General features: G+C 64.7%; 21 protein-coding genes. 10 read left to right on the top strand and 11 right to left on the bottom strand.

The features are described from left to right. From GOOTI_RS03835 to GOOTI_RS03825, 3 genes are all read left to right on the top strand, one after another. A partial coding sequence (locus tag GOOTI_RS03835; RefSeq protein ID WP_007237250.1) for a CocE/NonD family hydrolase C-terminal non-catalytic domain-containing protein occupies positions 1–1,443 on the top strand: 1,443 nt, incomplete at its 5' end. A 177-nt stretch (positions 1,444–1,620) separates the two neighbouring features. Next, a complete protein-coding gene (locus GOOTI_RS03830; RefSeq protein WP_007237249.1) occupies positions 1,621–2,649 on the top strand; it encodes an isopenicillin N synthase family dioxygenase in 1,029 nt (342 codons plus the stop codon). Continuing rightward, positions 2,646–3,986: an amidohydrolase family protein gene (locus GOOTI_RS03825; protein ID WP_227922355.1), complete on the top strand. Its 1,341-nt coding sequence runs from the start codon at positions 2,646–2,648 to the stop codon at positions 3,984–3,986. Before GOOTI_RS03830 ends, GOOTI_RS03825 begins: the two co-directional genes overlap by 4 nt. Positions 3,987–4,066: 80 nt before the next feature. On the opposite strand, the gene GOOTI_RS03820 is transcribed toward GOOTI_RS03825, so the two are convergent. Next, positions 4,067–5,239, bottom strand: coding sequence for an EAL domain-containing protein (locus tag GOOTI_RS03820; protein ID WP_007237247.1), 1,173 nt, complete (start codon positions 5,237–5,239; stop codon positions 4,067–4,069). Between the two features lie 286 nt (positions 5,240–5,525). Between GOOTI_RS03820 and GOOTI_RS03815 the strand changes: the two genes are divergently transcribed. Further along, positions 5,526–5,726, top strand: coding sequence for a hypothetical protein (locus GOOTI_RS03815; RefSeq protein WP_007237246.1), 201 nt, complete (start codon positions 5,526–5,528; stop codon positions 5,724–5,726). 54 nt (positions 5,727–5,780) lie between these two features. Here the strand turns inward: GOOTI_RS03815 and GOOTI_RS03810 are convergent, their stop codons facing one another. From GOOTI_RS03810 to GOOTI_RS03800, 3 genes are all read right to left on the bottom strand, one after another. Next, entirely contained in the window at positions 5,781–6,431 is a 651-nt protein-coding gene (locus GOOTI_RS03810) for a hypothetical protein (protein WP_039993323.1), read from the bottom strand. Positions 6,432–6,969: 538 nt separating this feature from the next. Beyond that, on the bottom strand, positions 6,970–8,343 hold the full coding sequence (locus GOOTI_RS03805; RefSeq protein WP_085949766.1) for a hypothetical protein: 1,374 nt from the start codon (positions 8,341–8,343) through the stop codon (positions 6,970–6,972). Positions 8,344–8,423: 80 nt separating this feature from the next. Next, positions 8,424–9,050 (bottom strand): TetR/AcrR family transcriptional regulator, encoded by a 627-nt coding sequence (locus GOOTI_RS03800; RefSeq protein WP_007237243.1) that lies wholly within the window; start codon positions 9,048–9,050, stop codon positions 8,424–8,426. Between the two features lie 80 nt (positions 9,051–9,130). Between GOOTI_RS03800 and GOOTI_RS03795 the strand changes: the two genes are divergently transcribed. Together GOOTI_RS03795 and GOOTI_RS03790 are read left to right on the top strand one after the other, a co-directional pair. Further along, complete coding sequence (locus GOOTI_RS03795) at positions 9,131–10,204, top strand: Rieske 2Fe-2S domain-containing protein (protein ID WP_007237242.1); 1,074 nt, start codon at positions 9,131–9,133, stop codon at positions 10,202–10,204. Positions 10,205–10,232: 28 nt separating this feature from the next. Beyond that, positions 10,233–11,318 (top strand): NAD(P)H-dependent amine dehydrogenase family protein, encoded by a 1,086-nt coding sequence (locus GOOTI_RS03790; RefSeq protein WP_007237241.1) that lies wholly within the window; start codon positions 10,233–10,235, stop codon positions 11,316–11,318. Positions 11,319–11,379: 61 nt separating this feature from the next. On the opposite strand, the gene GOOTI_RS24630 is transcribed toward GOOTI_RS03790, so the two are convergent. Beyond that, on the bottom strand, positions 11,380–12,246 hold the full coding sequence (locus GOOTI_RS24630; RefSeq protein WP_007237240.1) for a hypothetical protein: 867 nt from the start codon (positions 12,244–12,246) through the stop codon (positions 11,380–11,382). Positions 12,247–12,351: 105 nt separating this feature from the next. On the opposite strand from GOOTI_RS24630, the gene GOOTI_RS03780 reads away from it, so the two are divergent. Continuing rightward, positions 12,352–13,533, top strand: coding sequence for an aromatic ring-hydroxylating oxygenase subunit alpha (locus tag GOOTI_RS03780; protein WP_007237239.1), 1,182 nt, complete (start codon positions 12,352–12,354; stop codon positions 13,531–13,533). Between the two features lie 19 nt (positions 13,534–13,552). Here the strand turns inward: GOOTI_RS03780 and GOOTI_RS03775 are convergent, their stop codons facing one another. After that, the gene (locus GOOTI_RS03775) at positions 13,553–14,179 is read right to left on the bottom strand and encodes a TetR/AcrR family transcriptional regulator (protein ID WP_007237238.1); all 627 of its coding nucleotides are present in this window, start codon (positions 14,177–14,179) and stop codon (positions 13,553–13,555) included. A 115-nt stretch (positions 14,180–14,294) separates the two neighbouring features. Between GOOTI_RS03775 and GOOTI_RS03770 the strand changes: the two genes are divergently transcribed. Then, a complete protein-coding gene (locus tag GOOTI_RS03770; protein WP_007237237.1) occupies positions 14,295–15,473 on the top strand; it encodes a hypothetical protein in 1,179 nt (392 codons plus the stop codon). Positions 15,474–15,543: 70 nt separating this feature from the next. On the opposite strand, the gene GOOTI_RS03765 is transcribed toward GOOTI_RS03770, so the two are convergent. From GOOTI_RS03765 to GOOTI_RS03750, 4 genes are all read right to left on the bottom strand, one after another. Beyond that, positions 15,544–16,833: a lipase family protein gene (locus tag GOOTI_RS03765; RefSeq protein ID WP_039993321.1), complete on the bottom strand. Its 1,290-nt coding sequence runs from the start codon at positions 16,831–16,833 to the stop codon at positions 15,544–15,546. A gap of 173 nt (positions 16,834–17,006) precedes the next feature. Then, positions 17,007–18,038, bottom strand: coding sequence for a fused (3R)-hydroxyacyl-ACP dehydratase subunits HadA/HadB (locus tag GOOTI_RS03760; RefSeq protein ID WP_007237235.1), 1,032 nt, complete (start codon positions 18,036–18,038; stop codon positions 17,007–17,009). Positions 18,039–18,099: 61 nt separating this feature from the next. Next, complete coding sequence (locus GOOTI_RS03755; protein WP_007237234.1) at positions 18,100–19,128, bottom strand: aspartate-semialdehyde dehydrogenase; 1,029 nt, start codon at positions 19,126–19,128, stop codon at positions 18,100–18,102. A 57-nt stretch (positions 19,129–19,185) separates the two neighbouring features. Continuing rightward, positions 19,186–20,451 carry an aspartate kinase gene (locus GOOTI_RS03750; RefSeq protein ID WP_007237233.1) on the bottom strand — a complete coding sequence of 422 codons (1,266 nt, stop codon included), beginning with the start codon at positions 20,449–20,451 and terminating at the stop codon, positions 19,186–19,188. Positions 20,452–20,580: 129 nt separating this feature from the next. Between GOOTI_RS03750 and GOOTI_RS03745 the strand changes: the two genes are divergently transcribed. Continuing rightward, positions 20,581–21,996, top strand: a complete 1,416-nt coding sequence (locus GOOTI_RS03745) for a putative hexosyltransferase (protein WP_007237232.1) — start codon at positions 20,581–20,583, stop codon at positions 21,994–21,996. A gap of 785 nt (positions 21,997–22,781) precedes the next feature. Here the strand turns inward: GOOTI_RS03745 and GOOTI_RS03740 are convergent. Next, the gene (locus tag GOOTI_RS03740) at positions 22,782–23,456 is read right to left on the bottom strand and encodes a TetR/AcrR family transcriptional regulator (protein ID WP_007237231.1); all 675 of its coding nucleotides are present in this window, start codon (positions 23,454–23,456) and stop codon (positions 22,782–22,784) included. 143 nt (positions 23,457–23,599) lie between these two features. Between GOOTI_RS03740 and GOOTI_RS03735 the strand changes: the two genes are divergently transcribed. Further along, a complete protein-coding gene (locus tag GOOTI_RS03735) occupies positions 23,600–25,141 on the top strand; it encodes an MFS transporter (RefSeq protein WP_007237230.1) in 1,542 nt (513 codons plus the stop codon). Positions 25,142–25,148: the final 7 nt, after the last annotated feature.

Here is a 25,148-nt window from a genome sequence, read left to right as displayed (position 1 = left end):
GACAGTCCGACCCCGGACGGCGACGCCGCGTCGCGACTCGTCAGCTATCTGGGCGGCACGAACGGCATCGCCTTCCGCGACGCCGCACACACGACGCCCGCACCCGTACTCGACGTCGTCGAGCGCGACAGCGTCGACCATCGGGGCGCCCACAGCTCCCACGATCCGCGCGTCGGCATGATCGGTGGCTCCTACGGCGGCCACATCCAGTTCGCCGCCGCCTCTGTCGATCCGAGAATCGACACGATCGTGCCGATGGCGACCTGGAACGACCTCTCGTATTCGTTGTCGCCCAACAACACCGGCCAAACGGTCGGTGTCAGTACCCCGACACAGGGTGCGGTCAAGCTCAACTGGAGCGCCACCCTGGTCGCCGGAGGACTCGTCTCCGGTGTCCAGCACGCGGCTGTCGAGCCGCAACGACTGGCAGGGTGCCCCGACTTTCCTGCGGCGGTGTGCGACGCGCTCGTCCAATCGGCCACGACCGGAACAGTCGACCCGTCGATCCTGGATGGATTCCGACGGGGCTCGGTTGCCTCGTTCCTCGATCGCATCACCATTCCCACACTGCTCGTGCAGGGCGAACAGGACACCCTGTTCACTCTCCGAGAAGCACTGGCCACCCACCGCGGACTGCTGGCGAGGGGCGTCCCCACGTCGATGATCTGGTTCTCCGGCGGACACTCGGGATCGCCCGCTCCCGGCGACTTCTCGTCTGACAAGCCCGACCCCGATGGCCAGTACGTCATGCATCGCGCCACGGCGTGGCTCGACCACTATCTGAAGGGAATCGGTACCGGTACCGGCCCCGCCTTTGCCTACTTCCGCAACTGGATCGACTATCGGGGCATCGCGACCCCCGCCTATGCGACGGCCACAACTGTCGACGTCGGCGACCGCGAGGAGTTCGCCCTCTCCGGGGTGAACGGCCTGGTGCCCTCCTCGTCGATGCCGAGTCGGGGCACCGCGCGGCTGACCACGCCACCTGCAGGACTGCCGACCTCACACGACAAGCCCGACGCGCTCGGACTGATCAGCGCCCCCGAACGCGATGTCGCGGGCACCTTCGCACAGTGGGACACCGCTCCGCTGCCTGCCGCCCTCGATGTCGTCGGAACACCGACACTGCGGTTGCGTGTGCGAGCACCGAAGACGAGCAGCGCGGCTCTCGCCGACCAACTCGTACTGTTCGCCCGGCTTGTCGACGTCGATGCGGCGGGAGTATCGACAACGGTCGGCAATCTCGTTGCTCCGGTGCGGATTTCGAATCCCGACCACCCGCTGACCATCACTCTTCCCGCAGTCGTCCATCGCTTCGGCCCCGGCCACCGGCTACGGCTCGTGGTCTCCGGAGGATCGACGAACTATCGCGGCGGTATGCGCCCGACCCCGGTGTCGATCGATGCGGGCCCCGAGCAGACCCTCCGACTCCCGGTCGTCTGACCTCGCCCGTCGCCGGACTCTCGAGTGGCGCAGCCGCTCCGCCTGTCGTATCGTTGTTCCCACGAGATCACGTGTAGCAACGGGGAAGAGTCCCGATGTTCGCGTCCGTGACGGCCCTTCTCTCGGGTCCCGCGTCGAAAAGCGCACGCGATCTCATTCGTGAAGAGAGAACACACCATGAGCAACACCACTTCGGCAACCGCCGCTGCATCCTCCCCGGAATCCGATTCCTACGGAATGACCGAGCTCAACCGCGAAGCGCAGATGGGTGGATTGGGCACCGAGACCACCGATCGCGAGGTCCGGCGTATCAGCCTCGCCGACTTCGAACAGCGTCGCGAGCAGATCGCCGACGAACTGTGGTCCGCTGCAACAGACATCGGATTCTTTCAGGTTGTCGACCACGGCATCGACATGGCCGAGGTCAACCACGCCTTCGAGATGTCGGCGAAATTCTTCGAGCTCCCGCGTGAGATCAAGGAGCAGTTCCCACTCAAGAAGGGGCAGAACGCGGGCTGGGAGTTCTCCAGCCAGGTTCGCCCGTCGGTGGGCACACCGGACCAGAAGGAGTCCTACCAGCTCACGCTTCCCCGCATGGAGGGCCTGTGGCCGTCCGAGGAGGAGCTCGCTGGCTTCCGCCAGACTCTCCTCGACTTCGAGCACAAGTGCTGGAAGCTCGCTATGGACATCCTCGGGTGCTTCGCAGACAAGCTCGGCTTCGACCGCGAATTCTTCACTCGCGCACATGATCCCAGCACAGCGACCTACCAGAGCACACTACGTCTGCTCCATTACTACGCCTTCCCCGACGCCATGCTCGATGAGCCGAACGTCTGGCGTGCGGGCGCACACACCGACTTCGACGCGTTGACGCTGCTGTTCCAGCGCGCGGGCCAGGGTGGCCTGCAGGTACTGCCGGGAGCCGAGGCCTCGTCGCAGGCCTGGACGCCCGTCGAGCCCTCCGATGAAGCAATCACCTGCAACATCGGCGACATGCTGATGCGCTGGTCCGACGACCGTCTGCCGTCGAACTTCCATCGCGTGCGCGCACCGCGTCGTGGCGAGTACACGGGGCCGCGATACACGATCGCGTACTTCGCGCAGGCGAACACCGATGCCGTGATCGAAAGCGCCGCAGGCAAGTACCCGCCGATCACCGGCGGCGACTACATCGCCCAGCGCATCGCCGCGAACTTCGCCAAGTGACGACCGGAGTGACCGTCGGAGGACACCGGGCATCGGTGTTCTCCGACACCTCGGTCTACAGCGGGGGTATCTGGATCGAGCACCAGGACGTACGCGTGGTCGACGGCGTCGTCGAATCCATCACTGCTCATGCGTCGTCGGAACATGCTCCAGGCGAATCGATCTCGACCGGTGGTTACGTCATCCCCGGCTTCGTCAATACGCACACGCACCTGCAGCAGTCGCTCATGCGTGGCATCGCCGAGTGCACCCCGCTGCTCGAATGGTTGCTCGCGGTTGGTGAGGAATCGGTCGCGATCACGCCGGAGCGCGCCTACACGGCGGCGGTCGCGGCGAGCCTCGAGATGCTTCGATCCGGCACCACGACCGTTGTGGAGCACATGTGGCCACATCCGTCCGATGAGGTACACGGTGCGGTCATCCAAGCGTTGCAGGACACAGGGATCCGCGCGGTCCTCGGGCGCGGTGTCGCCGACAGGCCGGATGCCACCCGCAAGTGGGGTTTCGAGCCGCGCCTCATGCAACCGCTCACCGACGTGCTCGATCACGTCGACCATCTGCGTAATCAGGTCGCCGACTCCCCGATCACCGTCGCGCTGGCCGTGCCGAATCCCCGATCGGTCACCGAGACCGGAATGATCACGCTGCGCGAGTTCGCACAGCAACGCGACATGTCAGTGATGATCCATCTACTCGAGACGCCGACCGATGACGTCATGTGCCTCGAGCACGCGGGGCTCGGTGCTGTCGAATACCTCGACTCGAACGGTTTCCTCTGGAACCGGGTACTCGCCGTGCACTGTGTCGAGCTCGACGACGTCGGACAGTCGATACTTGCCGAGCGTGGAGTTGCCGTGTCGCACAATCCGTTGTCGAACATGCGGCTCGGCAGCGGCATCGCACCTGTCCCAGCGATGCTCGACCGCGGCCTCGGCGTCGGACTCGGCGTCGACGGCGCAGCCAGCAACGACACCCAGGACATGCTCGAGACCTTCCGGGTCGGAGCGTATCTACAGCGTGCGGCGCACAAACGCGCCGACCTCATGGGTTTCGAGACGATGCTCGACATCGCCTGCGGCGGAGCGAATGTGGCGCTCGGGCTGCCCGAGGTGATCGGTGGCGTCAGCGTCGGGTCACCGGCCGACCTGACGCTTGTCCGGTTCGACCGCGATTACGCGACGTTGCCGGTGCGTGATCCGGGGGCATCACTGCTCACGACCGGCTCGCGCTCGATCGTCGACATCGTGATGGTCGACGGCGACGTAGTGATCTCCGACGGTCGTAGCGTTCGAATCGACGAGGCCGCGTTCACGAAGGAAATCGCAGCCCTGTCCTGAGGATCGACACCACCCTGCGGGCCGGCGTTTCGGACGAAGGGAGGGAGTCGACGCCGCCGCGTCTGACTCCCCTCCCTTCGTCAGCAGAACCGGGTCAGGATGCTGTGGACCGCTTGTGTCACGGTGAGTCGGTCGTAGGACTGCACGAAATCGAAGCTGCGTTCGAGGTCCGCGCAGTCGTCGTGCAGATCGCGCGCCGAGAGCAATGCCGCGAAGTGCGGGCCGAGCACAGCGACGGTCCACTCGTTGACGAGATCGTCCGCCGGATCGAGTGGCGCGTGCCGGATGTTGCCGTCGACCATGTGCGACAAACCGACCCCGTAGACGCCCGCGAATCCGGTGACATCCGCGAGTTCACGCCAGCGCGAGGCTGTCACCTCGGTGAAGTGCTTGGCGTGCTGGAATGTCCCGACCACGATCATCGCCTGCCCTGCCGACGCCGCTTGCGACTCCAGGGATTTGCTCATCTCCACCAGCAACCGCTTGGTTCCCCGCCGCGGCTCGGACAGACCGGACGCCAGCCCATAGGGCGTGTCGGCCGCCGGGGCGGGACTCGACCAGACCGGCGCCTCGGGGAAGGGCACGACCTCATCGTCAGGTAGTTCTGAGGGATTGGCTACCGCCGGATACAGCTTGCCGGTGCCGTGGGTCGCCCCGATCGTCAGGGCCGCTGATCGCGACTTCTCGTCGTCGATTCCCTCCGCGACAACGACGGCGTGGCTTCGTTCGACGTGGGCGGCGAGTGCGTGCGCCACCTCGGCCATGTCGGGTTCGGTGGTCACCGAGAGCAGTTCCGGTCCAGTGATGATCACGTCCGGTTCGATGAGCGGCAGCATAGAGATCGCATGCGGGTCAACGCCTATGCCGTCGACGCAGATCACCCTGCCGCGACTGCGCGCGGCCGCGACGGCGGCGAGCATCTCGTGCGGACGCGAGAGCAACTGTGCTGGTGAGACCGAGAACACCAGTCGTTGCAATGTCGGCGGGGTCGGGAGCGCCTCGAGGTCGTCGACCGCAATGGAATCCATGTCGATGGCGATGAGGACCGGGAGGATCTCGGCGAGCTCGTCGGCCTGCGGCGACTCGGCGAAGACCATCTTCTGCTTGTCGAGTGCAGCCTTCTGCTCCATGAGTCGAGCTGCGCGACGCAACGACTCTGCCGTGCCCATCGCGCTTCCGGCAAGACCACGGACCTGCAATTCGACAGCCGCGAGCGCACCGTCCGAGAGACGGCGGACCGGGGCGAACTGCATGACGACCTCCATCGACAGATCTTCGGCAGACAGCACCGACGAGTGGTAAGTGGATCGTCGAGAAAGACGCTTCATCTTCTTAGCTAACCATCCATTTACGAGATATGCGAAAGTCAGTGGCTTGTACAGGGTCCCCGGGGACCTTGTGATCGGTTCGTTACCAAGGGTTGCTGTTGAGGTATCAGAACTCTTTCGCGCTGGTCAGCGATGTGCGCTGAGACCTACTGTCGACCACAGAGCGTCATGGCAGCCGTTTCGTGACGACATCTGGAGTGAGGAGACGCTCATGTCGGTGGTCACCACGGACGTTCACCCTGGCAGCGCCCCCGGCCCATCTCAGGACCAGCCGCTCGCCGGAACGACGACAACCGCCGAAACACCCGAGGCGGCTCCACTGATCGCGTCGGCCAGGTCCGGAGCGGTGATCGTCGGGCTTCTCGCAGCGAGCACCGCGGTGACGTTCGGTTCGCTGTTCTTCGCTGGGTGAGTTCGTGCCCGCTGGTTGAGCGGGCCGATTCCGCCGCCCGGGTCGGGAACCCCCTCAGCTACCCCGCAGCATCCTGGTCGGTCGCATCCGCGTCGATTGTGGCAGCCACCGATTGACGGACTTCTGGATCGTGCACAGCGCAGAGACCACCAACAGGGCGAACTGCAACCACCCGATGATCGGCATCGCCGACCACAGATCGGGGTAACGGAACAGAAGGTCGATGCCGCTGGGGATGCAGAGCAGATTCACGACGACGGCCGCGAGGTAGAAGTTCCGGCAGTTGCGGCTGTGGTGACTCGCCGCTCCGACGAGCAGTGCGTACTCGACGACGAGGAACACGACGATCATGACCAACATGAACACCGGGAAGAAGTTCGCCAGCGAGTCGATGCGATCGGCGGGCGCCGCGTTGCGTGGGTCGCTCGCGACGCCCTCTCGCAACCGATCGCGAAGTAAGCCCTCGATCGTGCCGATATTGACGAGGCCGTAGACGAACGAGACCATCGCTGCGACGGCCGCGCCCCAGAACGCGACGCGCGCATGGACCGTCAACGCGCGCGGCGGCGGACCGGGATCGACCGGCCGCGAGGGGTAGAGCATCGCCTCGTCCTTGTCCTTCGATCGACGCTCGATCGCTGCCAGGTCCTCGGCGTCGAGCTCAGCCTGGGTTGGTACGCGATCTGGGTCGTCGGGGTCGGTCATGGTCACGATTGTCGCACTGCCGGCACAGCGCGATCCTGAGATCCGCGCCCCGCCGTCAGACGACGGGATCGCGGCGCGGTGACCGCTGCGAAGCCGGTCCCGCGCCGCGGGGCGGTCGACGCAGCCCCGCGCCCCGACAAAACCCGCGGAAACAACTCTTCCCCTAGTTCCTGCCCCTTCCCCGCGAAACAACCCACGGAAAGCGACACAACCCGCGGAAAGACCCCTTCCAGCACCCGCGCAGCCAGGCAGTCAACGCAGCCCCGCGCCCCGACAAAACCCGCGGAAACAACCCTTCCCCCAGTTCCCGCCCCTTCCCCGCGAAACAACCCGCGGAAAGCGACACAACCCGCGGAAACAACTCTTCCCCCAGTTCCCGCCCCTTCCCCGCGAAACAACCCACGGAAAGTGACAAAACCCGCGGAACGAACCCTTCCCCTAGTTCCCGCACACCCGCGCCGCGCCCGGCAGATCCCCGAATCGGTCCACCACCACGACGCGGCCCGCACACACGTGTTCCGGAGCCACGCCTCGCACCTCAGCGCGGTGCGACTTTGATCATCCGTGTCGCCGTGGCCTGCCAGAGAGCGCCGTCGGGACCAATGGTTCCCGTCAATTCGAGCGGCTCGTCGACCGGACCTTCTCCGACGTGCAGGGTCCGCACACGGGCGCCGGTCGCGAAGTCGGTGGCGATGTAGTCGATCGGCCCGACCTGTTGGATCGCACCGGGACGGTACGGCCCGTAGCCGAGACCGTGGATGAGTCCGTCGGCTCGTGAGAGCCGGGGCAGCGACGCCAGCCGGTCTCCGTTCTCCCACACCCGACGGCAGCCGGCGGCCGTGACGTCGATGCGAGTCGATCCGCCGACGAACGGTGCGTCCCCGGGAATGCTCGCCCCGGTCACGGCCATGGGTGGGTACTGGTAGCCGTATGTGCTCGGGATGATGAGCGAGTTCCCCCACGCCATCGGCGAGTTCTCTGTGCCCTGACCCGACGAGCCGAATGCGGGGATGCGGCAGACTGTTTCGCCGTTGTTGCTGTCGTAGACGATCAATTGTGGTCGGGAGGCGTTGTCGACGATCGCGACCCATCCGTCGCCACCCGGTCCGAAGTAGGTGGGCGTCGTTCCGGATCCCCAGGTCAGCTGGCCGGGCCTGCGTGCCGGGCCGCGGTCGTATTCTCGGCGCCACAACACTTCTGGCGTTCCGTCGGCAGCGGCACGCATCTCGTACAGTGCGTGTGTCGATATCACCGACACCCCTGTCGCACGTACCGACAAACCGTTACCGAGATCTTCACCCGCCGGCAAGTGCATCGATCGAACGCGCCGAGCGTCATCGACCGTTCCCACGACACCGTGTGTGGTCACGAACCACGTTCGGCCGGCGAAGTCGGGGGCGAGAGCCGTGACCGAATCTCCCGCAGGCACATGAGCTGCCAGATCGATACGGTCGTCGACATACAGTTGCCACCCTTGCGACGAATGTCTGTGTGCCACTCGCAGAATCGCACCGGAACCGTCGGCGACGACGACCCTGTCCCGGTCGTCCAGATACCCGTACACACCACCGAGAAGTCCACCCTTGGTCAGCTGCCTACGGGCGATGGGGGCCGCGGTCTTCGGGTCGAAGAGGGTCACCGTCGCCACCGCGACGCTGAGCGGAGCCGTACCGACGTACTGGGTACACAGCGACACCGGAAACCCGTCACCGCCGATGAATGTGGCCGCACATGCGCCGCCCGGCACCGACGACGCGGCGACGTGCGCGCTCACCCCGGGCCCGGCGAACGGCGTCGAGTCCGACGACCAGAGATCGCCGTGCATCAGCGACGTCCCGACGGGACCGAGGCCCATCGTCGGGCCGGGAGCCGGTGCCGCCGAACCACTCGGCCGGGGAGCCGCGAGCGCGATTCCGGTGGACACCGAAACCACGCATACCGAGGCAACGAGCAGGCCGATGAGAACAGCAGTCCACCGACGACGCAGCAATGTCACCGGGTCACTGTAGACAGATAGGCGACGATGGCACCCACCATTCCCGCACGGGCGTCGTCAAGGTTGCCGTATGTGCCCAACGTGTGCTCGGAGATGAGTCCACGCATCGCTCCCGGGATGAGGGCTGCCATCTGGCGAACCTTCTGCGGGTCGAGGTCGAGATCGGCGAAAGCACGTTCGCACGCTGCATCCCAACTCGGTTTCCACGATGCCAATTCTGCTGCGGTGAGCGGGAATTCGCGCTCGAGTTCGGCGTGCTCGCGCGGTAGGGCCGCGCGTAGTGTCTCTATCGCGCGTGCCTCGGGCGTCGTCAGTCCGTAGAACATTGCGTCGATGAGGGCCGACACCCTCTCCTCCAATGTGCCACCGGGTTTGACGTTCGCCGGCAGATCGCCGCGTTCGTCCGCCGTGTGCCGAAGAACCGCCGCCCACAGACCGTCGATATCGCCGAACTGATACTTGACCACACCCCAGGTGGCGCCGATCTCGCGGGCGATGCGGTTGCCCGACACAGCGGTCGGATCACCTGTCGCCAGCGCCGCGATGGCGGCCCGGATCATGCTGTCGCGCGTCGCCTGACCGCGCTTGTTCGCGCGTCGGGGGGTGGTCGTCGCCTCGCTCATGCTGACCGAGTTTAACCGCCCGGCGATATTTACACAGAACCCTCTTGCATTCTTTCACAGAGGGTTCTACGGTTTTGCACATGGCACAGACCCCGTTGTCGATGGAACCGACCGGCTGGTATCAGGTCGCCTGGTCGAACGAGATCGCGATCGGCGACGTCCACACCATGAAGTACTTCTCACGTGACATGGTCGCGTGGCGCGCAGCGTCGGGGAGATTGTCGGTGTTCGACGCCTACTGCGAGCACCTCGGCGCGCATCTCGGATACGGCGGTCGGGTCGAGGGCGAGAATCTGGTGTGCCCGTTCCACGGATGGCAGTGGAACGAACAGGGACGCAATGTCTGCATCCCGTACGAGAAGCGCCCCAACAAGGGCAGGCGCATTCGCAGCTACCCCGTCGTCGAGCGCAACCATGCGGTTTGGATCTGGTTCGACGTCGATTCCCGTCCGCCGTACTTCGAAGTACCCGACATGTTCACAGCCTTCGGCGACGACCCGAGCGACGCCGACAACTATTACCCTCCGATCCCCGGCGGCACGTTGTTCCACAAGCAACGCGAGCTCCATCCGCAGTACATCATGGAGAACGGTGTCGACTTCGCGCACTTCAAGTTCGTACACCAGACACCGTTCATGCCCGAGTTCACGCGGCACGATTTCGACGGCCCCGTCTCCTATGTCGACTTCACCATCGCTTTCGAAGAGGGCGTCACACTCGAAACAGCCTCCAGCGGCGTTTATTCCGTCAACGCTGGACTGGGTTGTTCGATCACGAAGTCATGGGGCATGGTCGAGAACCGGACGATGCCTGCGGTGACGCCGGTCGACGAATCCACCTGCGACGTACGCTTCACCGTCTGGATCGGCAAGAAGCCGGGTGAGGAACAGGCCACCGAACTGACCAAGTACGGCAAGGTGATGACCGACCTCGTCGTCGAGCAGTTCGACAACGACGTCGAGATCTGGTCGCACCAACGCTATTCCGACCCGCCCGCACTTTCTCAACGAGAGTTCAAGGGTTTCACCGCATTACGCAACTGGGCAGTGCAGTTCTATCCCGGGGGCGATTCCTCGTACGGCCGGGATCCCGCCCGGCCTGAAAGCGGCGCGATCGTTCCGCTGCATCCCTCGGCCATTGCCGCAACCGCCTGAGCACTACGTCCACACGAAAGGACCATCCATGAGTACCTCCCCCGCCATCCGCGTATTCCAGGTCGCCACAGGTAATTTGGGAACAGAGATGATCGGAAGAATCCAGAACCATCCCGACCTCGAACTCGTTGGATTGCACTGTTACACGGCCGACAAAGTCGGCCGCGACGCGGGCGAGATCGTCGGGCTACCACCGCTCGGCGTGACGGCCGCCGGTACGGTGGAGGAGATCATCGCGGCAAAGCCCGACGTGCTCACATTCCACGGCGTCTTCCCCGACGAGGACCTCTACGAGAAGGTACTCGAGGCAGGAATCAACGTCGTGACCACCGCCGACTGGATCACCGGGTATCACCGAGACACCAACTGGCAGCACCCTTCCGGACGCAAGGTCAGCGAGGTCATCGAGGCTGCGTGCCAACGCGGAGGTTCCACGTTCTACGGCACGGGCATGAATCCCGGACTCTGCCAGATCCTCGGTATCGTGCACAGCGCCGATGTCGCCGAGATCGAGAACGTCACCGTCACCGAGTCGGTGGACGTCTCATGCCACCACTCTGTGGACACCTGGAAAGCAGTGGGCTACGGATTACCCGTCGATGACCCGTCAATCCCCGATTCGCTGTACAAGTACACCGCGGTGTTCGCCGACTCGGTGTATCTCATGGCCGACGCATTCGGTCTGGAGCTCGACGAGGTGAAGTACTCTTACGAACTCGGCGCATGTACCAAGGACGTCGATCTCGGGTGGTACTTCCTACCCAAGGGATCTCTCGGTGCCAACTACATCAAGTATCAGGGGATGGTCGACGGGGTGCCGCGCGTCGAGACCCACCTCGAATGGCAAATGACCCCGCACACCGATCCGGCGTGGGATATCAAGGCCTGTTACATCACTCAGATCACCGGCGACCCGAGCATCTACAGCAAACACATGATCTTCCCCAGGGCGGACATGGACCTGTCCAAACCCGAGAACTTCGCCTCCATCGGAATGACCGTGACCGGGCTACCCGCTCTGAACTCGATTCGGTCTGTGGTCGAGGCGCGGCCCGGCATCATCACGAGCAACGATCTGCCCCTGCGCGCGTTTGCGGGGAGTTTCAAGATCTGAGCACTCCGGCCTCGCACGCGGCCATCCACCTCTGCAGCGCGTCGACGTTCACCAAATGGCGTCACAGGTGCGCACTCAGGAGAACGATGGCCGCGTGTCTCCGAATGAACGGCCAGCCCGACGACAGCGCAGCAACCGCCACAGGCAGATCGTCGGCGTCGATCGGATACATCTCGGCGGGTGTCAGTCGGCTCATCAGTCGATCGTGAAGTCTCGGGCGCTCGAAGAGAATCCGCTCCAGGGGCTGATATGTCAGTCGCCCGTTCTTTCGCGTACCGAGGTATGGCCCGGCGATCGCGGCGAGCGCTTCACTGTCGGTGAACGACGCCAGATCGATCGAATCCAGCATCGAAAACGACACCGGTTCCGTGTCCACCCCGACGGTGACGTCCTGCTGCGCGACGACCCTACCGCCTCGGGCGGGCTCGATCGCGCCGATCCGCGTGGAACCGTGCCGACGAGCCGCCACCGCCGGAAACTCTCTGTCCAGGCGGGCGGGCGTCAGGCATGCGGCGACGAGCTCGTCGTCGCCCAGCGCCACCGCGACGAATTCCTCTGCGACAAGGTCCGATTCGATCAGTTCGGCACTCGCGGCACGACATCCCGAAGCGATGCCCTCGCGAAAGCCGTGGATGACATCTGGCCAGCCCGCCCAGCCCGAGCCCGCGTGGGCAGTCAGCCGCGCCGCCCACCGATCGGCCTTCCGCGTCGAATCACGTTGCGATGCCCACTCATCCGGCGACCACACGTCCTCGCCGGGTTTGGCCACTGCTATCGTCGGAAACAGGATCACCAGCCCGTCGGTGTGAAGGTCGTGAATCGCCGCGCGCTGTGGACGACACCCCGGCTCGTCCGCGACGAAATTCTCGACAGCGTCGACGATTTCGTCACGCACGAATTCTGCGAATCGCGTCCAATCAACCGCCATGACGCTCGCCTACGACAACGCCGGAGAACTTGCCGAACATGACTAGACACTAACCCACATCGGCGTATGGTCATCATCAGACAACCTCCGAGGAGGATTCACCCGATGACCACCAGCCCCGATGTCGCCACGCAGCCGACGCAACTCGATTGGCAATTGACCGGCCGCGCACTCGATCTGGCATTGTCTCAGACCACCGACATGGCCCCGGACATACTGCGGGTACCGCTCGACTACTACAGCGACGACACACTTCGCGATCTGGAGGAATCGAGCATCCTTCGGCGCGTGCCGATCGCCGTCCTCGCAACGGCCCAGATCCCCAACCCCTTCGACTATGTCGTGCGTTCGGTGATCGGCGACTCTCTTCTCATCACCCGCGATCGCGAGGGCACGGCACATGTCCTGCTCAACTACTGCCGCCATCGAGGGGCGATGCCTGCATGCGGGTCGGGGAATGCGCGCAGGTTCACCTGTCCCTACCACGCTTGGGTGTACGACAACACCGGCAGACTCAAGGGCGTCCCGGGGGCAGCGGGATTCGAGTCGATGAACCGTGATCAGTACGGACTCGTCGAGCTCCCCAGCGAGGAACGCCATGGCTTCATCTGGGCCGTGCTGACAGCCGAAGCCGAGATGGACCTCGATGCTCACCTGGGACCCATGGACTCCGAACTGGCACAGTGGAATTACCAGGCCTTCGGCTATCACGACGAGCGACTGTTGACCTCAGAGGTGAGCTGGAAAGGGGCGCTGGAGGCGTTCGCCGAGGGTTACCACTTTCCTTTTGTCCACGGCAACAGCGTGATCGGCATGAACACGTTGGCCAACACCCATGTGTACGACGAGTTCGGTGTGCATCACCGAATCGGTTTCCCGTTCAACTGGATCACCCAGCTCGAGGGCACCGAGCCCGCCGACAACTGGGACCCCGTTCAACAGATGGGCATCATCTACTGGGTCTATCCCAATCTCATCCTCGCGAATAGCCCGGTCGGAGTCGAAGTCATCGACATCCTGCCCGCAGACTCGGCGACGACCTGCACGGTCCGACACAGCTGGATGGCCCGCTACCCCGCGACAACCCCAGAGCAAACAGAGATGTACGACGGCATCTTCGCGCAGGTGCACGCAGCAGTCAGAGACGAGGACTTCACCATGTTGCCGCAGTGCGGCGAAGGCGTCCGGCGTGGCCAGCACGACCACATGGTGCTGGGCCGCAATGAGATCGGCGTCCAGCACATGGTGCGGGTGATGGCCGAGAAGCTCAAGATCTCATTGCCCTGAGGATCCTCTCGACAGCGGCCTACCGCGCGGGTGTGCCGTCTGCGGGCCCGAAGTCGACTGCGGGACCGAGCCAGCGTCGAAGATAGGCACGCAGTTGCTCCGGGCTCCGGGGAGGATCAGAGGGATATTGCAGAAAGGACATGAGTACTCGCAGCATGAACTCTGCGAGACCGTCGAGCTTCTCGTCGTCGTCGAATCCTGCTGCAGCCCAGTCGATCGGGAAGCGGCGCAGTACCGATGTCCCGAACTCCATCGCACGTGACGACGTCACTCCCCAGCTGAAGAGTTCGTTCTCCCCGACCTGGACGAGCAATCCGATGTACGGCTCCTCCGGCAGTCTGCCGAGCGTGTAGACGATTGCCTCGGCGAGGGCATCGCGCGGCTCAGTGATGTCGGCGACGTGATCAGCGAGTCGGTCGAGGAACTGATCAGCGCCCGCCTCGCCCACAGCGGTCAGTAGATCCGCTGTCGTCGGAAAGATGCGATATACGGTCTGTCTGGTGACCTGGAGCTCAGAAGCGACGTCGGCGAGTGTCGCCTTGGCCGGACCGGATCGATCGATACACCGCATCGCGGCAGCCACGATACGCTCGCGCGCTTCGTCTTCGGTGCGCGGTAGGTTCCCGCCCCACCCTCGTGTCCTCATCGGTCCATCGTCGCATGTGCTGTTCCACGAGAATTCGCGAAACCGGTCATACATATTGCACACACTCGTATGATCGGGCTGTCGGGTCACGACACCACCAATCCTGAGGTGCACGATGCAGACATGTACAGCCGAGTACGCACGATTGTCGGCCACTCTCCACGGCGTCCGGTGCGACGGTAACCCGTTCATCACCATCACCAACCCGGCGGACCTGGACAACTGGACCCTGCCCGTCATCGAGGCGACCCTTGTGATCGGACTCTTCGCATGCTTGGTCCACGCCGTACGCTGGTACCGGTCGCAGCACGACGCGTCGAACCTCGTGGTGTGGTGCAGTGGCATCCTCGCGCTACTCGTAGTCGAGCCGATCGCCTACTTTCCGCAGTGGTTCGGTATCGAGGACGAGCTCGGACTCACGTTCGCCCACAACCTGTTCACCGTGCAGTTCCTCTACGACCGTCTGCCGCTGTACATCATCGCGATGTATCCGGTGTATCTCTACGTGGCGTACACGCTCGTCCAGCGGACCGGGATCTTCTCGCGCAACAACATCTTCGTGTCGGCGGCGTGCGTGGCCTTTGTCTTCCACTGCCTGTACCAAGTCGTCGATGGTCTAGGGCCGCAACTGAAGTGGTGGGTGTGGAACCAGGAGGTCTCGACAGCTCACCCGTCGCTGAGTGGCATCCCTCTGTTGAACATGAGCGCGTTCAGCGTGATGCTCCCATTCGGCATCGCGTTGGTGACCCGGTGGCTGTGCGCAATTCCCCACCGCAGCGGGTGGTATATCGTCCGCGACGTCGTGGTGACGAGTGTGTTGGTGTGGCCCGTACTGTTCGTCGGATCGATTCCCCCGACGATCGTCGACCTTCTCGGCGGTTCACTGCTGGTCGGCCGCGCTGCCTCGGCGTGGGCCTATGTCGCGATTCTGGCGATCATCACCGCTGTGGCCTTCTATCGCGCCTACCGCGCACGCCGGACCGATCCTGCCGCACTACCCGAAGCCCTTGCACGCGAATGGTTTCCGGTCATCTGCTGCGTGATCTACCTGCTCGTCGCAGCAGTTCTCTGGATCAGTGCACTTCCCGACTACTTCGCAGCGGTCGACGGCGTGGCCCCCAGTGGCGGTCGGATCGGACCCCTGCCCTACGCGCTCGCCGCGTACGTTGCGAGTGTGCTGCTGGTGATCGGGTCGTCCATCGGGGTGCGGCGTCGTCAACCTGACCGCGTCGCTGAACACCACGCCGACCATGAAAGGGTCGGGCCTCGCCACCAGACCTCATCCACGGCATAGTCTCACGGCTCGATCAACGACGATGCCCCCGGCCTGAGCGGTCGTGGGCATCGTCGTGTCCGTCGTCAGATCAGTTGTTCAGGTGCGCAAGAAGGAAGTTCGTCGCGGGCAACAGCGTGGCCACCATCGGCAGCGCATGGTTGACGACGAGTCCCGGGAAGATCGGCGGAATCGTGTTGCTGATCATCTGGACATCGGCGCCCTGCGCCCGCCAGTCACGATCGAGTTGCGCGACCTGACCGTACGGGATGACGTCATCGTTGATACCACCCTCGAGCAGGACCGGCGCATTGGGCTTGAGCCGTCCGATTCGCTGCTCGTCGACGATCTTCTTGACGTTCGCATGCCTGTTGATGACCGCCGAGAGTGGCTTGCCGTCACGGGTCCACGCACTGGTTCGCTGGAATCCGAAGGCCAGTCCGGTGTCGGCGATGCACTGCGTCGACAGTTGCTTCAGCGCCTGCCGCCCCCGAGGATTCGTCTCCTGGTCGATGACGCTCTTGAGCTCCGGATACCGGGCCTCGAGACCGTTGATCGCATATCCGATACCGCCCACGATGAATGTGCCGTCGATCTGGTTGATCACCTTCGACAGATCGGCCGGCGGTGCACCGGCGTAGCTGGCCTTCACATTGAGCTCTGGTGCATACGTCGACGCCAGCTCGGCCGCGGACGCCGACGCCCCGCCACCCTGCGAGTACCCGGAGAAGGCGATCGGAGCGTTGGCCGGGGCCTTCTCGACCTTCAATGCCGCGCGAGCAGCGTCGAGCATGGCCTGTCCGGTCTCGACCCTGTTCACGTATGTGTGGATGCCGGGCGTGCCCATCCCGATGTAGTCGGTGATCGCGACGCGCACGCCGTTGATCAGCAGGAGGTTCATCTCGAGCGCGGTGTAGTTGATCGCGAGACTCGGCTTGGCGGGATCGATGGCCACGGGCAGGTTCATGAGCTTCGATCCCGCGCACTGATCACCCTGGCCGATGGTGCCCGGTCCGAGGACGACTGTGGGTCGTGGCCCCTTACCCTTCCACGGCGCGGTCGGCTCGACGACGGTCCCGGTCACCGCTGCAGGCAACCCGTTCTGATAACGAGAGGTGTACATGATCCGGGTCGCCGTTCCCGGCCACTGATTACTCAAGCCCGGAATCTGCAGCAGTAGCGGGCTGGGCTCGCTGCGGATGATCGCCCCCGGGGTCGCCGAGAACTGTGCGGGTGGCGTGTAGAAGTCGGCCGCGTGGGCGGGGCCGACCGCCGCTGTCGCTGCTCCGAGAGCCAGCGCCCCTGCCGTGAGCGCCACCGTGGACCGTCGCGTCGCACGACGAACCCGCCAACCTGAGATGAATCCCCGAATCCGTGTCATGGCCAGTAACCTACCGCACAGTAATGTGGGCGTGTGAGCCAGGACTCCATCGCGGACCGGTATGCCGGAATTGCGCATACGCGCTCATAGTCATAGTTCTCGCCGTGGCGTCGCAGGGCGGACTGTTTTCAGCGCGCCCTGCCGAGTGTGAAAGTGCCCGCCGACGAGGCGGTTTAAGCGAAGCGGACGTTCATCGTCGCCAGGCCGAAGATCTTCCGTCCGCCCGACTTCGCCACGACCAGAACGACGCCGCTGCGGGTCTCGGGATCGAGCGACTTGATCCGGCCGGTGAACTCGATGTCGCCGCCCTCCGCGGCCGACACCACAGCCACCTGCGAGAGTCGGACCGAGTAGCGGGTCACCGCACCCGGATCTCCCGACCACGCTGACACGAACCCCGCGCCGAGTCCCATGGTGAGCATCCCGTGTGCGATCACGTCGGGAAGACCGGCAAGCTTGGCGATCGACTCATCCCAGTGGATGGGGTTTCCGTCTCCTGACACCCCGGCGTAGTTGACCAGGTCTCCACGCGAGAGGCGAGCGTGACGGACAGGCAGTTCATCGCCGACGCTCAGTGAATCGAAGTCGAGTGCACCGGACGACCGTTCGATACCCGCAGTCGAAATAACCTGCACACCTTCGGGTCTCACTGTCTTCTGATATGCGGCATCCGACGCGTCGGCGGATAGGACGTTCACGTCGTGCACCATGATGTTGCGAACCGCGTCGTTGATCGACGGGTCGACCTCGTCGGCGTTCACCCCGACGACGGTCGTGTGCATCGTGTGCACCACCTCCCCTGCCGCATCGGTGAACGTGTTGGTCACGGTGATCAGATCGCGCCCGGCAACGCGCCGGATGGACGACAACTCGACGTCGGTGGTCAGTTCGTCGCCGGCAACGATGGGTCGGTGCTGCTCGAAGACCTGCTCGGTCTGTACGTAGGTCTCGTACCCTACGACGACCGATTCGAACAGATCCCGGTTGGCCGCCATTGCCGGGATGGCGGTGAACGTCAGTGGCGCAACGAGTCCCGAGTAGCCGAGCCCATGCGCGGCAGCCTCGTCGCGGTGTGCGGGATGGTGGTCCTGTACCGCACGCGCGTACTCGCGCACCTTCTCGCGACCGACCTGATAGGGCTCGTCGATCTTGTAGTAATGGCCGAGCCTGTCGGCAACCGCTGGGGTGTCTGTGGGCGTGGACATGAAATGACCCCAATCGGGCGGTTGACGGCCTCGGACAATCCGGACCGTGGGTGGAAATCGACTATCGGACGAGTAGCTCGGCGATCTGGATAGTGTTGAGCGCCGCACCCTTTCGCAGGTTGTCGCCGGAGACGAACAATGCGATCCCGCGACCCTCCGGCACACCCGGGTCCTGCCGGATACGGCCGACCAGCGAGTTGTCCTTACCTGCAGCCGCCAATGGGGTCGGTACGTCGACCAGCTCGACTCCTGCTGCGCCGGAGAGGATCTCGTTTGCCTGTGCAGGGGAGAGTGGTTGTGCGAACTCGGCATTGATCGACAGCGAGTGCCCGGTGAAGACCGGAACACGCACACACGTGCCGCTGACCAGCAGGTCGGGCAGACCGAGGATCTTGCGGGATTCGTTGCGGAGCTTCTGGTCCTCGTCGGTCTCACCCGACCCGTCATCGACCAACGATCCCGCCATGGGCAGGACGTCGAAGGCGATGGGCGCCACGTATTTGTTCGGAGCCGGGAAGTCGACCGACGAGCCGTCGTACACCAGCTTCTCGACGTCGTCGATCACGGCACGCGACTGCGTCGCGAGTTCCTCGACACCTGCGAGGCCGCTTCCCGAGACCGCCTGATACGACGACACGATCAGTCGTTCCAGTCCGGCGGCGTCGTGCAGCGGCTTGAGGACCGGCATCGCTGCCATGGTCGTGCAATTGGGATTGGCGACGATGCCCTTGGGCGGATTCTTCGCGAGCTCGCCGTTGACCTCCGAAACCACCAGCGGCACATCGGGATCCTTGCGCCATGCCGACGAATTGTCGATGACGGTCACGCCTGCGGCGGCAAAGCGCGGTGCCTGCTCACGCGACATCGTGGCACCGGCGGAGAACAGTGCGATGTCGAGTCCGCTCGGATCAGCCGTCGCGGCGTCCTCGACGACGATCTCGCCGTCGCCCCACGGCAACTTCTTACCGGCCGACCGCGGTGATGCGAAGAAGCGGACCTCGTCAGCGGGAAAGTTGCGTTCCGCCAGCAGGGTTCGCATGACGCCGCCGACCTGACCGGTGGCTCCGACAACTCCGATACGTACACCCATCAGTCACATCTCCCGTCGCTTCGTGGTTCCTGAGCTCCGTCGAAGGGCTCGCCCATGTCAGCGCCCCGTTCCTGCGTAGACAACAGCTTCTTCATCTCCGCCGAGGTCGAATGCCTCGTGCAGTGCGCGCACGGCGTCGTCGAGTTCGGTGTCGCGGCACAACACCGAGATACGGATTTCCGACGTCGAGATCAGCTCGATGTTGACCCCTGCGTTGCTGAGCGCCTCGCAGAATGTCGCCGTGACGCCCGGATGGCTCTTCATGCCGGCGCCCACGAGCGAGACCTTGCCGATGTGGTCGTCGTAGAGGACTTCGGTGAAGCCGATCTCGTGCTGCAGCTTGGTGAGCTTCTCGACGCCGAGCGGACCGAGTTCGCGCGGGAGGGTGAAGGTGATGTCGGTCTTTCCGGTGTCGACCTTCGAGATGTTCTGGAGCACCATGTCGATGTTGATCTCGGCGTCGGCCACCGCGCGGAACACCTTGGCCGCGTATCCGGGCTGGTCCTCGAGGCCGACGACGGTGATCTTGGCCTCGCTGCGGTCGTGTGCGACACCGGTGAGAATCGCTTCTTCCACGGGAATGTCCTCCATAGAGCCGGCTACGAGCGTGCCGGGTTTGGTCGAGTACGACGAGCGCACATGAACGGGAACGTTGTATCGGCGGGCGTATTCCACACACCGGAGCATCAAGACTTTCGCGCCACAGGCCGCCATCTCGAGCATCTCCTCGAAGGAAACGGTCTCGAGGCGACGTGCGTCGGGCACGATGCGCGGGTCGGCGGTGTAGACACCGTCGACGTCGGTGTAGATCTCGCAGACATCGGCCTCCAACGCCGCCGCGAGCGCGACGGCTGTCGTGTCCGAACCGCCACGACCGAGCGTGGTGATGTCCTTGGTGTCCTGTGAAACGCCCTGGAAACCCGCGACGAGCACGATCTTTCCCTCGTCGAGCGCACTGCGCACACGCCCCGGCGTGACGTCGATGATCTTGGCCTTGCCGTGACTACTCGTGGTGATCACGCCAGCCTGCGAGCCGGTGAACGACTGTGCCTGCGCACCCAACGAGCTGATGGCCATGGCCACGAGCGCGTTGGAGATCCGCTCGCCCGAGGTCAGCAGCATGTCCATCTCACGGGCGGGCGGCGCGGGGTTGACCTGCTGCGCGAGGTCGAGGAGTTCGTCGGTGGTGTCACCCATCGCCGACACCACAACGACCACGTCGTTACCTTGCTTCTTGGTCTCGACGATGCGCTCGGCGACCCGACGGATGCGCTCAGCTGTCGCAACCGATGATCCACCGTATTTCTGCACGACGAGTGCCACGTAGATAACCTCCCAGCAGGGTTCGACGTCGGGTTTTCCGCTTCACTGCCGAGACAACCTTACCGACGACGCTCCGCTGGCCCACGGCGTGGTGGCGACGGGACGCCTTACCCGTGCTGCAGACCACACATGTCACCTAACATCGCTGTGGTGACCAGCGAGACCGAGGTCGGGAAGGTGCGCACGCACCGCAGGACCCCACGCATGCCTTCCACTGGTCGAGCCGACGCAACCCTCGACGCCGGTCGCGCCGACGCACCCCCGTCGACTCGATCCGACGCACCCTCCGCTGGACGAGCCGACGCGACCACCGAGCGTCGAGTTGAGACCACCGACGGCCGCGGCTACGACGATTCCCTGCCCTACTGGGTCTCGGCAATCGGGGTCTTCATCGCTATCCGGCTCGTCGGTTTGCTGGTTCTCGCCCGGTTCGCACAGCTACGCGACACCACGGTCGGCAATGCACTCTCGGCGTGGGACGGCAAATGGATGCTCGCGATCGCGGAGCACGGTTACGGCGACGTCCCGTACACGCTCACCGACGCCCGCGGCTTGCACACCGCCGACACCGCATATGCCTTCTTCCCCGGCTACCCCTACCTCGTCGGGTGGATCGCCAAGCTGCCGTTCGTCACGCCGTTCGGTGCGGCGATCTCGCTCAACGTCGTGCTCGGTTGCCTGACCGCCGTCGGAGCCGCGCGCCTCGGCGCCGATTGCGTGCGCACCATGGGCAACCGTTCACCGCTGACGCGCGGGGCGTCGGTCAATCCGGAGCGGGTCGGCCTGTATCTCGTCGCGATCCTGGCGGCCACGCCGATGTCGGTGGTGCTGAACATGGCCTACACCGAGACGCTGTTCTGCGCGTTGACGGTCTGGGCGTTGGTGGGCGTCCTCGAACGCAACTGGCTGCTCGCGGGAATCGCCGCGTGTCTCGCGGGCACCGTCCGCCCGACCGCCGTCGTGATGATCGGCGTGGTCATGGTGGCCGCAGCCCTGACACTGCTGCGCGATCGTGACGCGAGGTCGTGGCGATCACGGCGCGGCAGCGGTGTCTACCTCTGGTTGGCGATCGTGATCAGCCCGCTCGGGTACCTCGGGTATCTGGCCGTCGTCTGGGCACACACGGGATCTCCGACGGGCTGGTTCCGCATCCAGACCGAAGGGTGGGACACCCGGATCGACGGCGGAGTGGTCACCTTCAACTTCGTCAACGACGCCCTGGTGAACTCCGGCGAGGTGGCGTCGGTTGCGACGGCGTGGATCATCATCACGACGCTCGTCATGGTCGTCGTCGCGTTCTGGGCCCGCCTGCCGTGGCCCGTGCTGGTCTACGGAACGCTGATCGTGGCGTCGATCGTGTTGTCCAGCGGCCTGATGATCAGTCGACCACGATTACTGCTCCCCGCTTTCGTCCTGCTGTTGCCGCTGGCCATAGCGCTGGCTCGGCAGAAGACCTCGGTCGCCATGGCCGTCGTCGTCCCGATGGTGATCGGCAGCGCATGGTTCGGCGCGCACATGCTGACGGTCTACCCGCACGCGATGTGAGGGCGGGGTTCCGGGCGGGACTCTTGCGGCGCTGGTGGTCGTGGGTGGTCGTGGGTAGCCGCGGCGCGGTGCGGTGCGTTTCCGCGGGCTTCCGCACGCCGGCGCGGGCTTTCCGCGGGTTTCTGCACGCTGGCGCGGGCTTTCCGCGGGTTTCTGCACGCTGGCGAGACTCTTCCGCGGGTTCCTGTCATTTCCCCGAGAAACAACTAGCGGAAGAGCGCAAAAGCAGCGGAACAGGCCCTTCCCCTACTTTTGGCGGGTTCCAGCGCCGCGGCGCTGTCGCGGCGCTCAGCCACGCCACGAAGCCCCTTCGCGCGTTCAAGCACATTCGGCGCAGCTCTTCCGCGCATTTCGGCGCGCTCGGAAGCTGTTCCGCTAGTTTCGTCGCGCACCCTGCAGCCGTTCTGCGAATCTCGGCCGAGCAGCAGTGTCCTTTCCGCGGGTTTCTGCACGTCGGAGCGACTCTTCCGCGGCTTCCTGCACGCTGGCGCAACTCTTCCGCGGGATCCTGCACGCTGGCGCGGCTCTTCCGCGAGTTCCTGTCATCTCCCCGAGAAACAACCAGCGGAAGAGCACAAAAGTAGCGGAAGAGGCCCTTCCCCCACTTTCGGCCGCACCGCGAGACCCTTCCGCGACTCCCAGCCCCGCGCCGCAACCCTTCCCCCACTTTCGGCCGCACCGCGAGACCCTTCCGCGACTTCCAGCCCCGCGCCGCAACCCTTCCCCCACTTTCGGCCACGCCAGCGAAGCCGACCAGCACCCCGAGCGAGCGCGGGCCCAAGACCCTACGACGACGCCGCTCTCGCCTCGAATCCGGCGCATAGATAGTCGATGCCCGCGTCGAGCAGCGCGCGCGGATCGTTGAGGCGTGCCGCCTCGGGGGCGTCGGACAGCGTCGAGAGATGCGGCAGGCGTGACGCGACCCGACCGTCGATGAGGTCGGCGAGCCCACTCGGACGCTCACCCGGCGTTGTTTCGAGCAACTGCTCGCTGACCTGCGCGAGCGCGACGCCGTTGACGTAGTTCCACACCGCGAGCGCCATTTCCGTTGCCGTCGCGATGTCGACGCCGAGTTCGGTGAAACCCGCGGCGAGCCAATCGAGTCCCTCGAGCGCGTCCACGCCGAAGCTGTACCTCGGCGCCGAGTAAGCCAGCACCACCCAGGGGTGACGCCGATACAGTTCCCAGTCGACGTCGACCGCGATGGCCACCCGCTCTCGCCACGTCCACGTGCCGGTCTCGTCGACGGGATACGGAAAGCGCCGACCAATCTCCTCGGCCATGGCCTCGAGTAGCGCATCCTTGTCCGCGATGTGTCGATACAGCGACATCGCACCCACGCCGAGCTCCTCGGCGATACGTCTCATCGAGAGCGCGGGGAGGCCGTCGCGGTCGGCGACGGAGATCGCGGTGTCGACGATGAGCGAAGCCGTCAGCTTCGGTGCACGCTCGTCGGACACCCTCGCTCCTCTATCTGCGGGAATAACTCACTTGCGTACAGCGTACTCATGACCGTACCGTCGATGCGTACGGCGTACGCGAGTGCCGCGATGGCCACCACGCGTCGATGCATTCATTACCTATTCCGAGGAGAGCAGTAGTCATGTCCGTCCGCATCCGTCCGTCCGAGAAGCGCACCCGCGAACAGCAGGGCGCCGATCGACGTGCGTGGTGGGGACTGGCCGTGCTGACGCTCCCTGTGCTGCTGGTGTCGATGGACTTCTCTGTCCTCTACCTCGCGATCCCGGCGATCACCGATGCACTCGATCCGAGCGCAGCACAGCAGTTGTGGATCCTCGACATCTACGGCTTCCTCATCGCCGGCCTGCTCATCACGATGGGCAACGTCGGCGACCGCATCGGCCGCAGGCGCATACTGCTGGCTGGTGCCGGGCTGTTCGGTATCGCCTCAGTGATCGCCGCATTCGCCCCCACTGCGGGCATCCTCATCGCGGCGCGCGCTCTGATGGGCATCGGCGGTGCGACGCTGATGCCGTCGAGCCTGTCGCTGATCGCCAATATGTTCCCCGACGCCAAGGCGCGGGGCCGTGCAATCGGCGTGTGGACCGCGGCGTTCGCGGGCGGATCGGCCATCGGCCCGGTCGTCGGAGGCGTTCTGCTGCACCACTTCTGGTGGGGCGTCGTTTTCCTGATCAACGTGCCGGTGCTCGCGGTGCTGTTCCTGCTCGCACCAAAACTCATTCCGGAGTATCGCGCAGGGACAGGTGACCCGTTCGACTTCGTCGGTGTCGGTCTCTCACTGCTCGCGATCCTGCCGGTGGTGTACTCCATCAAGACCATGGCGTCGGAGGGCGTCACCGCTCCCGTTGCCGCCGTCGGCGTGGTCGGCGTCGTGATGTTCGCGATCTTCCTCGTCCACCAGCGCAGCATCGCCGCACCGCTGCTCGACCTGAAACTGTTCAAGAACGTGCAGTTCAGCGCAGCGGTGTCGGTGGCGCTGGTCGGGATGATGGCACTCGGCGGCATGTCGTACCTCACGGGCGTGTACCTGCAATCGGTGAGAGATTTCGATGTCCTCGACGCCGCGCTCGCCGGACTGCCCATGGCGATCGCAGTCGCGGTGTTCTCCATCGGCGCCACCCGAATCGCTGTCCTCGTGGGTATGCGCACCGCGTTCGTCGGTTCGGTCGCGCTGGCCGCCGTCGGCAATCTCGGCCTGCTGTGGCTCACCACGTCGAGTCCGTTGTGGATCTATCTCGTGTTCACCTCGATCGCGGGCATCGGTTACGGCATCCAGTTCTCGCTGGTGTCCGACGTCGTCGTCGGATCGGTACCGGCGGAGCGTTCGGGAGCGGCGTCGGGCATCTCTGAGACGAGTTTCGAGTTGGGCACTGCTCTCGGGTTGGCACTTCTCGGCTCGCTCGCGACCTTGATGTTCCGTGAGCACGACAACGGTTGGTCGTTCGGCGACACGCTCGGCGAGACGCTGCATCGATCCCACGACATGGGGTCCTCGGGCGGAGCACTGGCCGACGCCGCCAAGGAGGCGTTCGTCAGCGGCATCCACGCGGCGTCGCTGGCTGCGGTGATCGCGCTCGGCGTGCTCGGCGTGATCCTCGCGGTGGTCATGCGTACTCCGCGATCCGTCGGCCAACCGGAGCAGGATGCGTCGCCCTCGGCGTGACCTCGCC

Origin of the sequence: Gordonia otitidis NBRC 100426, from assembly GCF_000248075.1 — a bacterium.
GTDB lineage: Bacteria > Actinomycetota > Actinomycetes > Mycobacteriales > Mycobacteriaceae > Gordonia > Gordonia otitidis.
The sequence above is the reverse complement of the archived record's forward strand: the minus strand, read 5'-3'. Positions and strand labels throughout refer to the sequence as shown.

Excerpts from the sequence above, each read along its gene's own strand:
- GOOTI_RS03760 (WP_007237235.1), bottom strand. The coding sequence starts at position 18,038 with ATGTCCACGCCCACAGACACCCCAGCGGTTGCCGACAGGCTCGGCCAT.
- GOOTI_RS03745 (WP_007237232.1), top strand. The coding sequence starts at position 20,581 with ATGTCACCTAACATCGCTGTGGTGACCAGCGAGACCGAGGTCGGGAAG.
- GOOTI_RS03775 (WP_007237238.1), bottom strand. The coding sequence starts at position 14,179 with ATGAGGACACGAGGGTGGGGCGGGAACCTACCGCGCACCGAAGACGAA.
- GOOTI_RS03830 (WP_007237249.1), top strand. The coding sequence starts at position 1,621 with ATGAGCAACACCACTTCGGCAACCGCCGCTGCATCCTCCCCGGAATCC.
- GOOTI_RS03820 (WP_007237247.1), bottom strand. The coding sequence starts at position 5,239 with ATGCAGTTCGCCCCGGTCCGCCGTCTCTCGGACGGTGCGCTCGCGGCT.
- GOOTI_RS03755 (WP_007237234.1), bottom strand. The coding sequence starts at position 19,128 with ATGGGTGTACGTATCGGAGTTGTCGGAGCCACCGGTCAGGTCGGCGGC.
- GOOTI_RS24630 (WP_007237240.1), bottom strand. The coding sequence starts at position 12,246 with ATGGCGGTTGATTGGACGCGATTCGCAGAATTCGTGCGTGACGAAATC.
- GOOTI_RS03735 (WP_007237230.1), top strand. The coding sequence starts at position 23,600 with ATGTCCGTCCGCATCCGTCCGTCCGAGAAGCGCACCCGCGAACAGCAG.
- GOOTI_RS03770 (WP_007237237.1), top strand. The coding sequence starts at position 14,295 with ATGCAGACATGTACAGCCGAGTACGCACGATTGTCGGCCACTCTCCAC.
- GOOTI_RS03780 (WP_007237239.1), top strand. The coding sequence starts at position 12,352 with ATGACCACCAGCCCCGATGTCGCCACGCAGCCGACGCAACTCGATTGG.
- GOOTI_RS03795 (WP_007237242.1), top strand. The coding sequence starts at position 9,131 with ATGGCACAGACCCCGTTGTCGATGGAACCGACCGGCTGGTATCAGGTC.
- GOOTI_RS03765 (WP_039993321.1), bottom strand. The coding sequence starts at position 16,833 with ATGACACGGATTCGGGGATTCATCTCAGGTTGGCGGGTTCGTCGTGCG.
- GOOTI_RS03800 (WP_007237243.1), bottom strand. The coding sequence starts at position 9,050 with ATGAGCGAGGCGACGACCACCCCCCGACGCGCGAACAAGCGCGGTCAG.
- GOOTI_RS03790 (WP_007237241.1), top strand. The coding sequence starts at position 10,233 with ATGAGTACCTCCCCCGCCATCCGCGTATTCCAGGTCGCCACAGGTAAT.
- GOOTI_RS03810 (WP_039993323.1), bottom strand. The coding sequence starts at position 6,431 with ATGACCGACCCCGACGACCCAGATCGCGTACCAACCCAGGCTGAGCTC.
- GOOTI_RS03815 (WP_007237246.1), top strand. The coding sequence starts at position 5,526 with ATGTCGGTGGTCACCACGGACGTTCACCCTGGCAGCGCCCCCGGCCCA.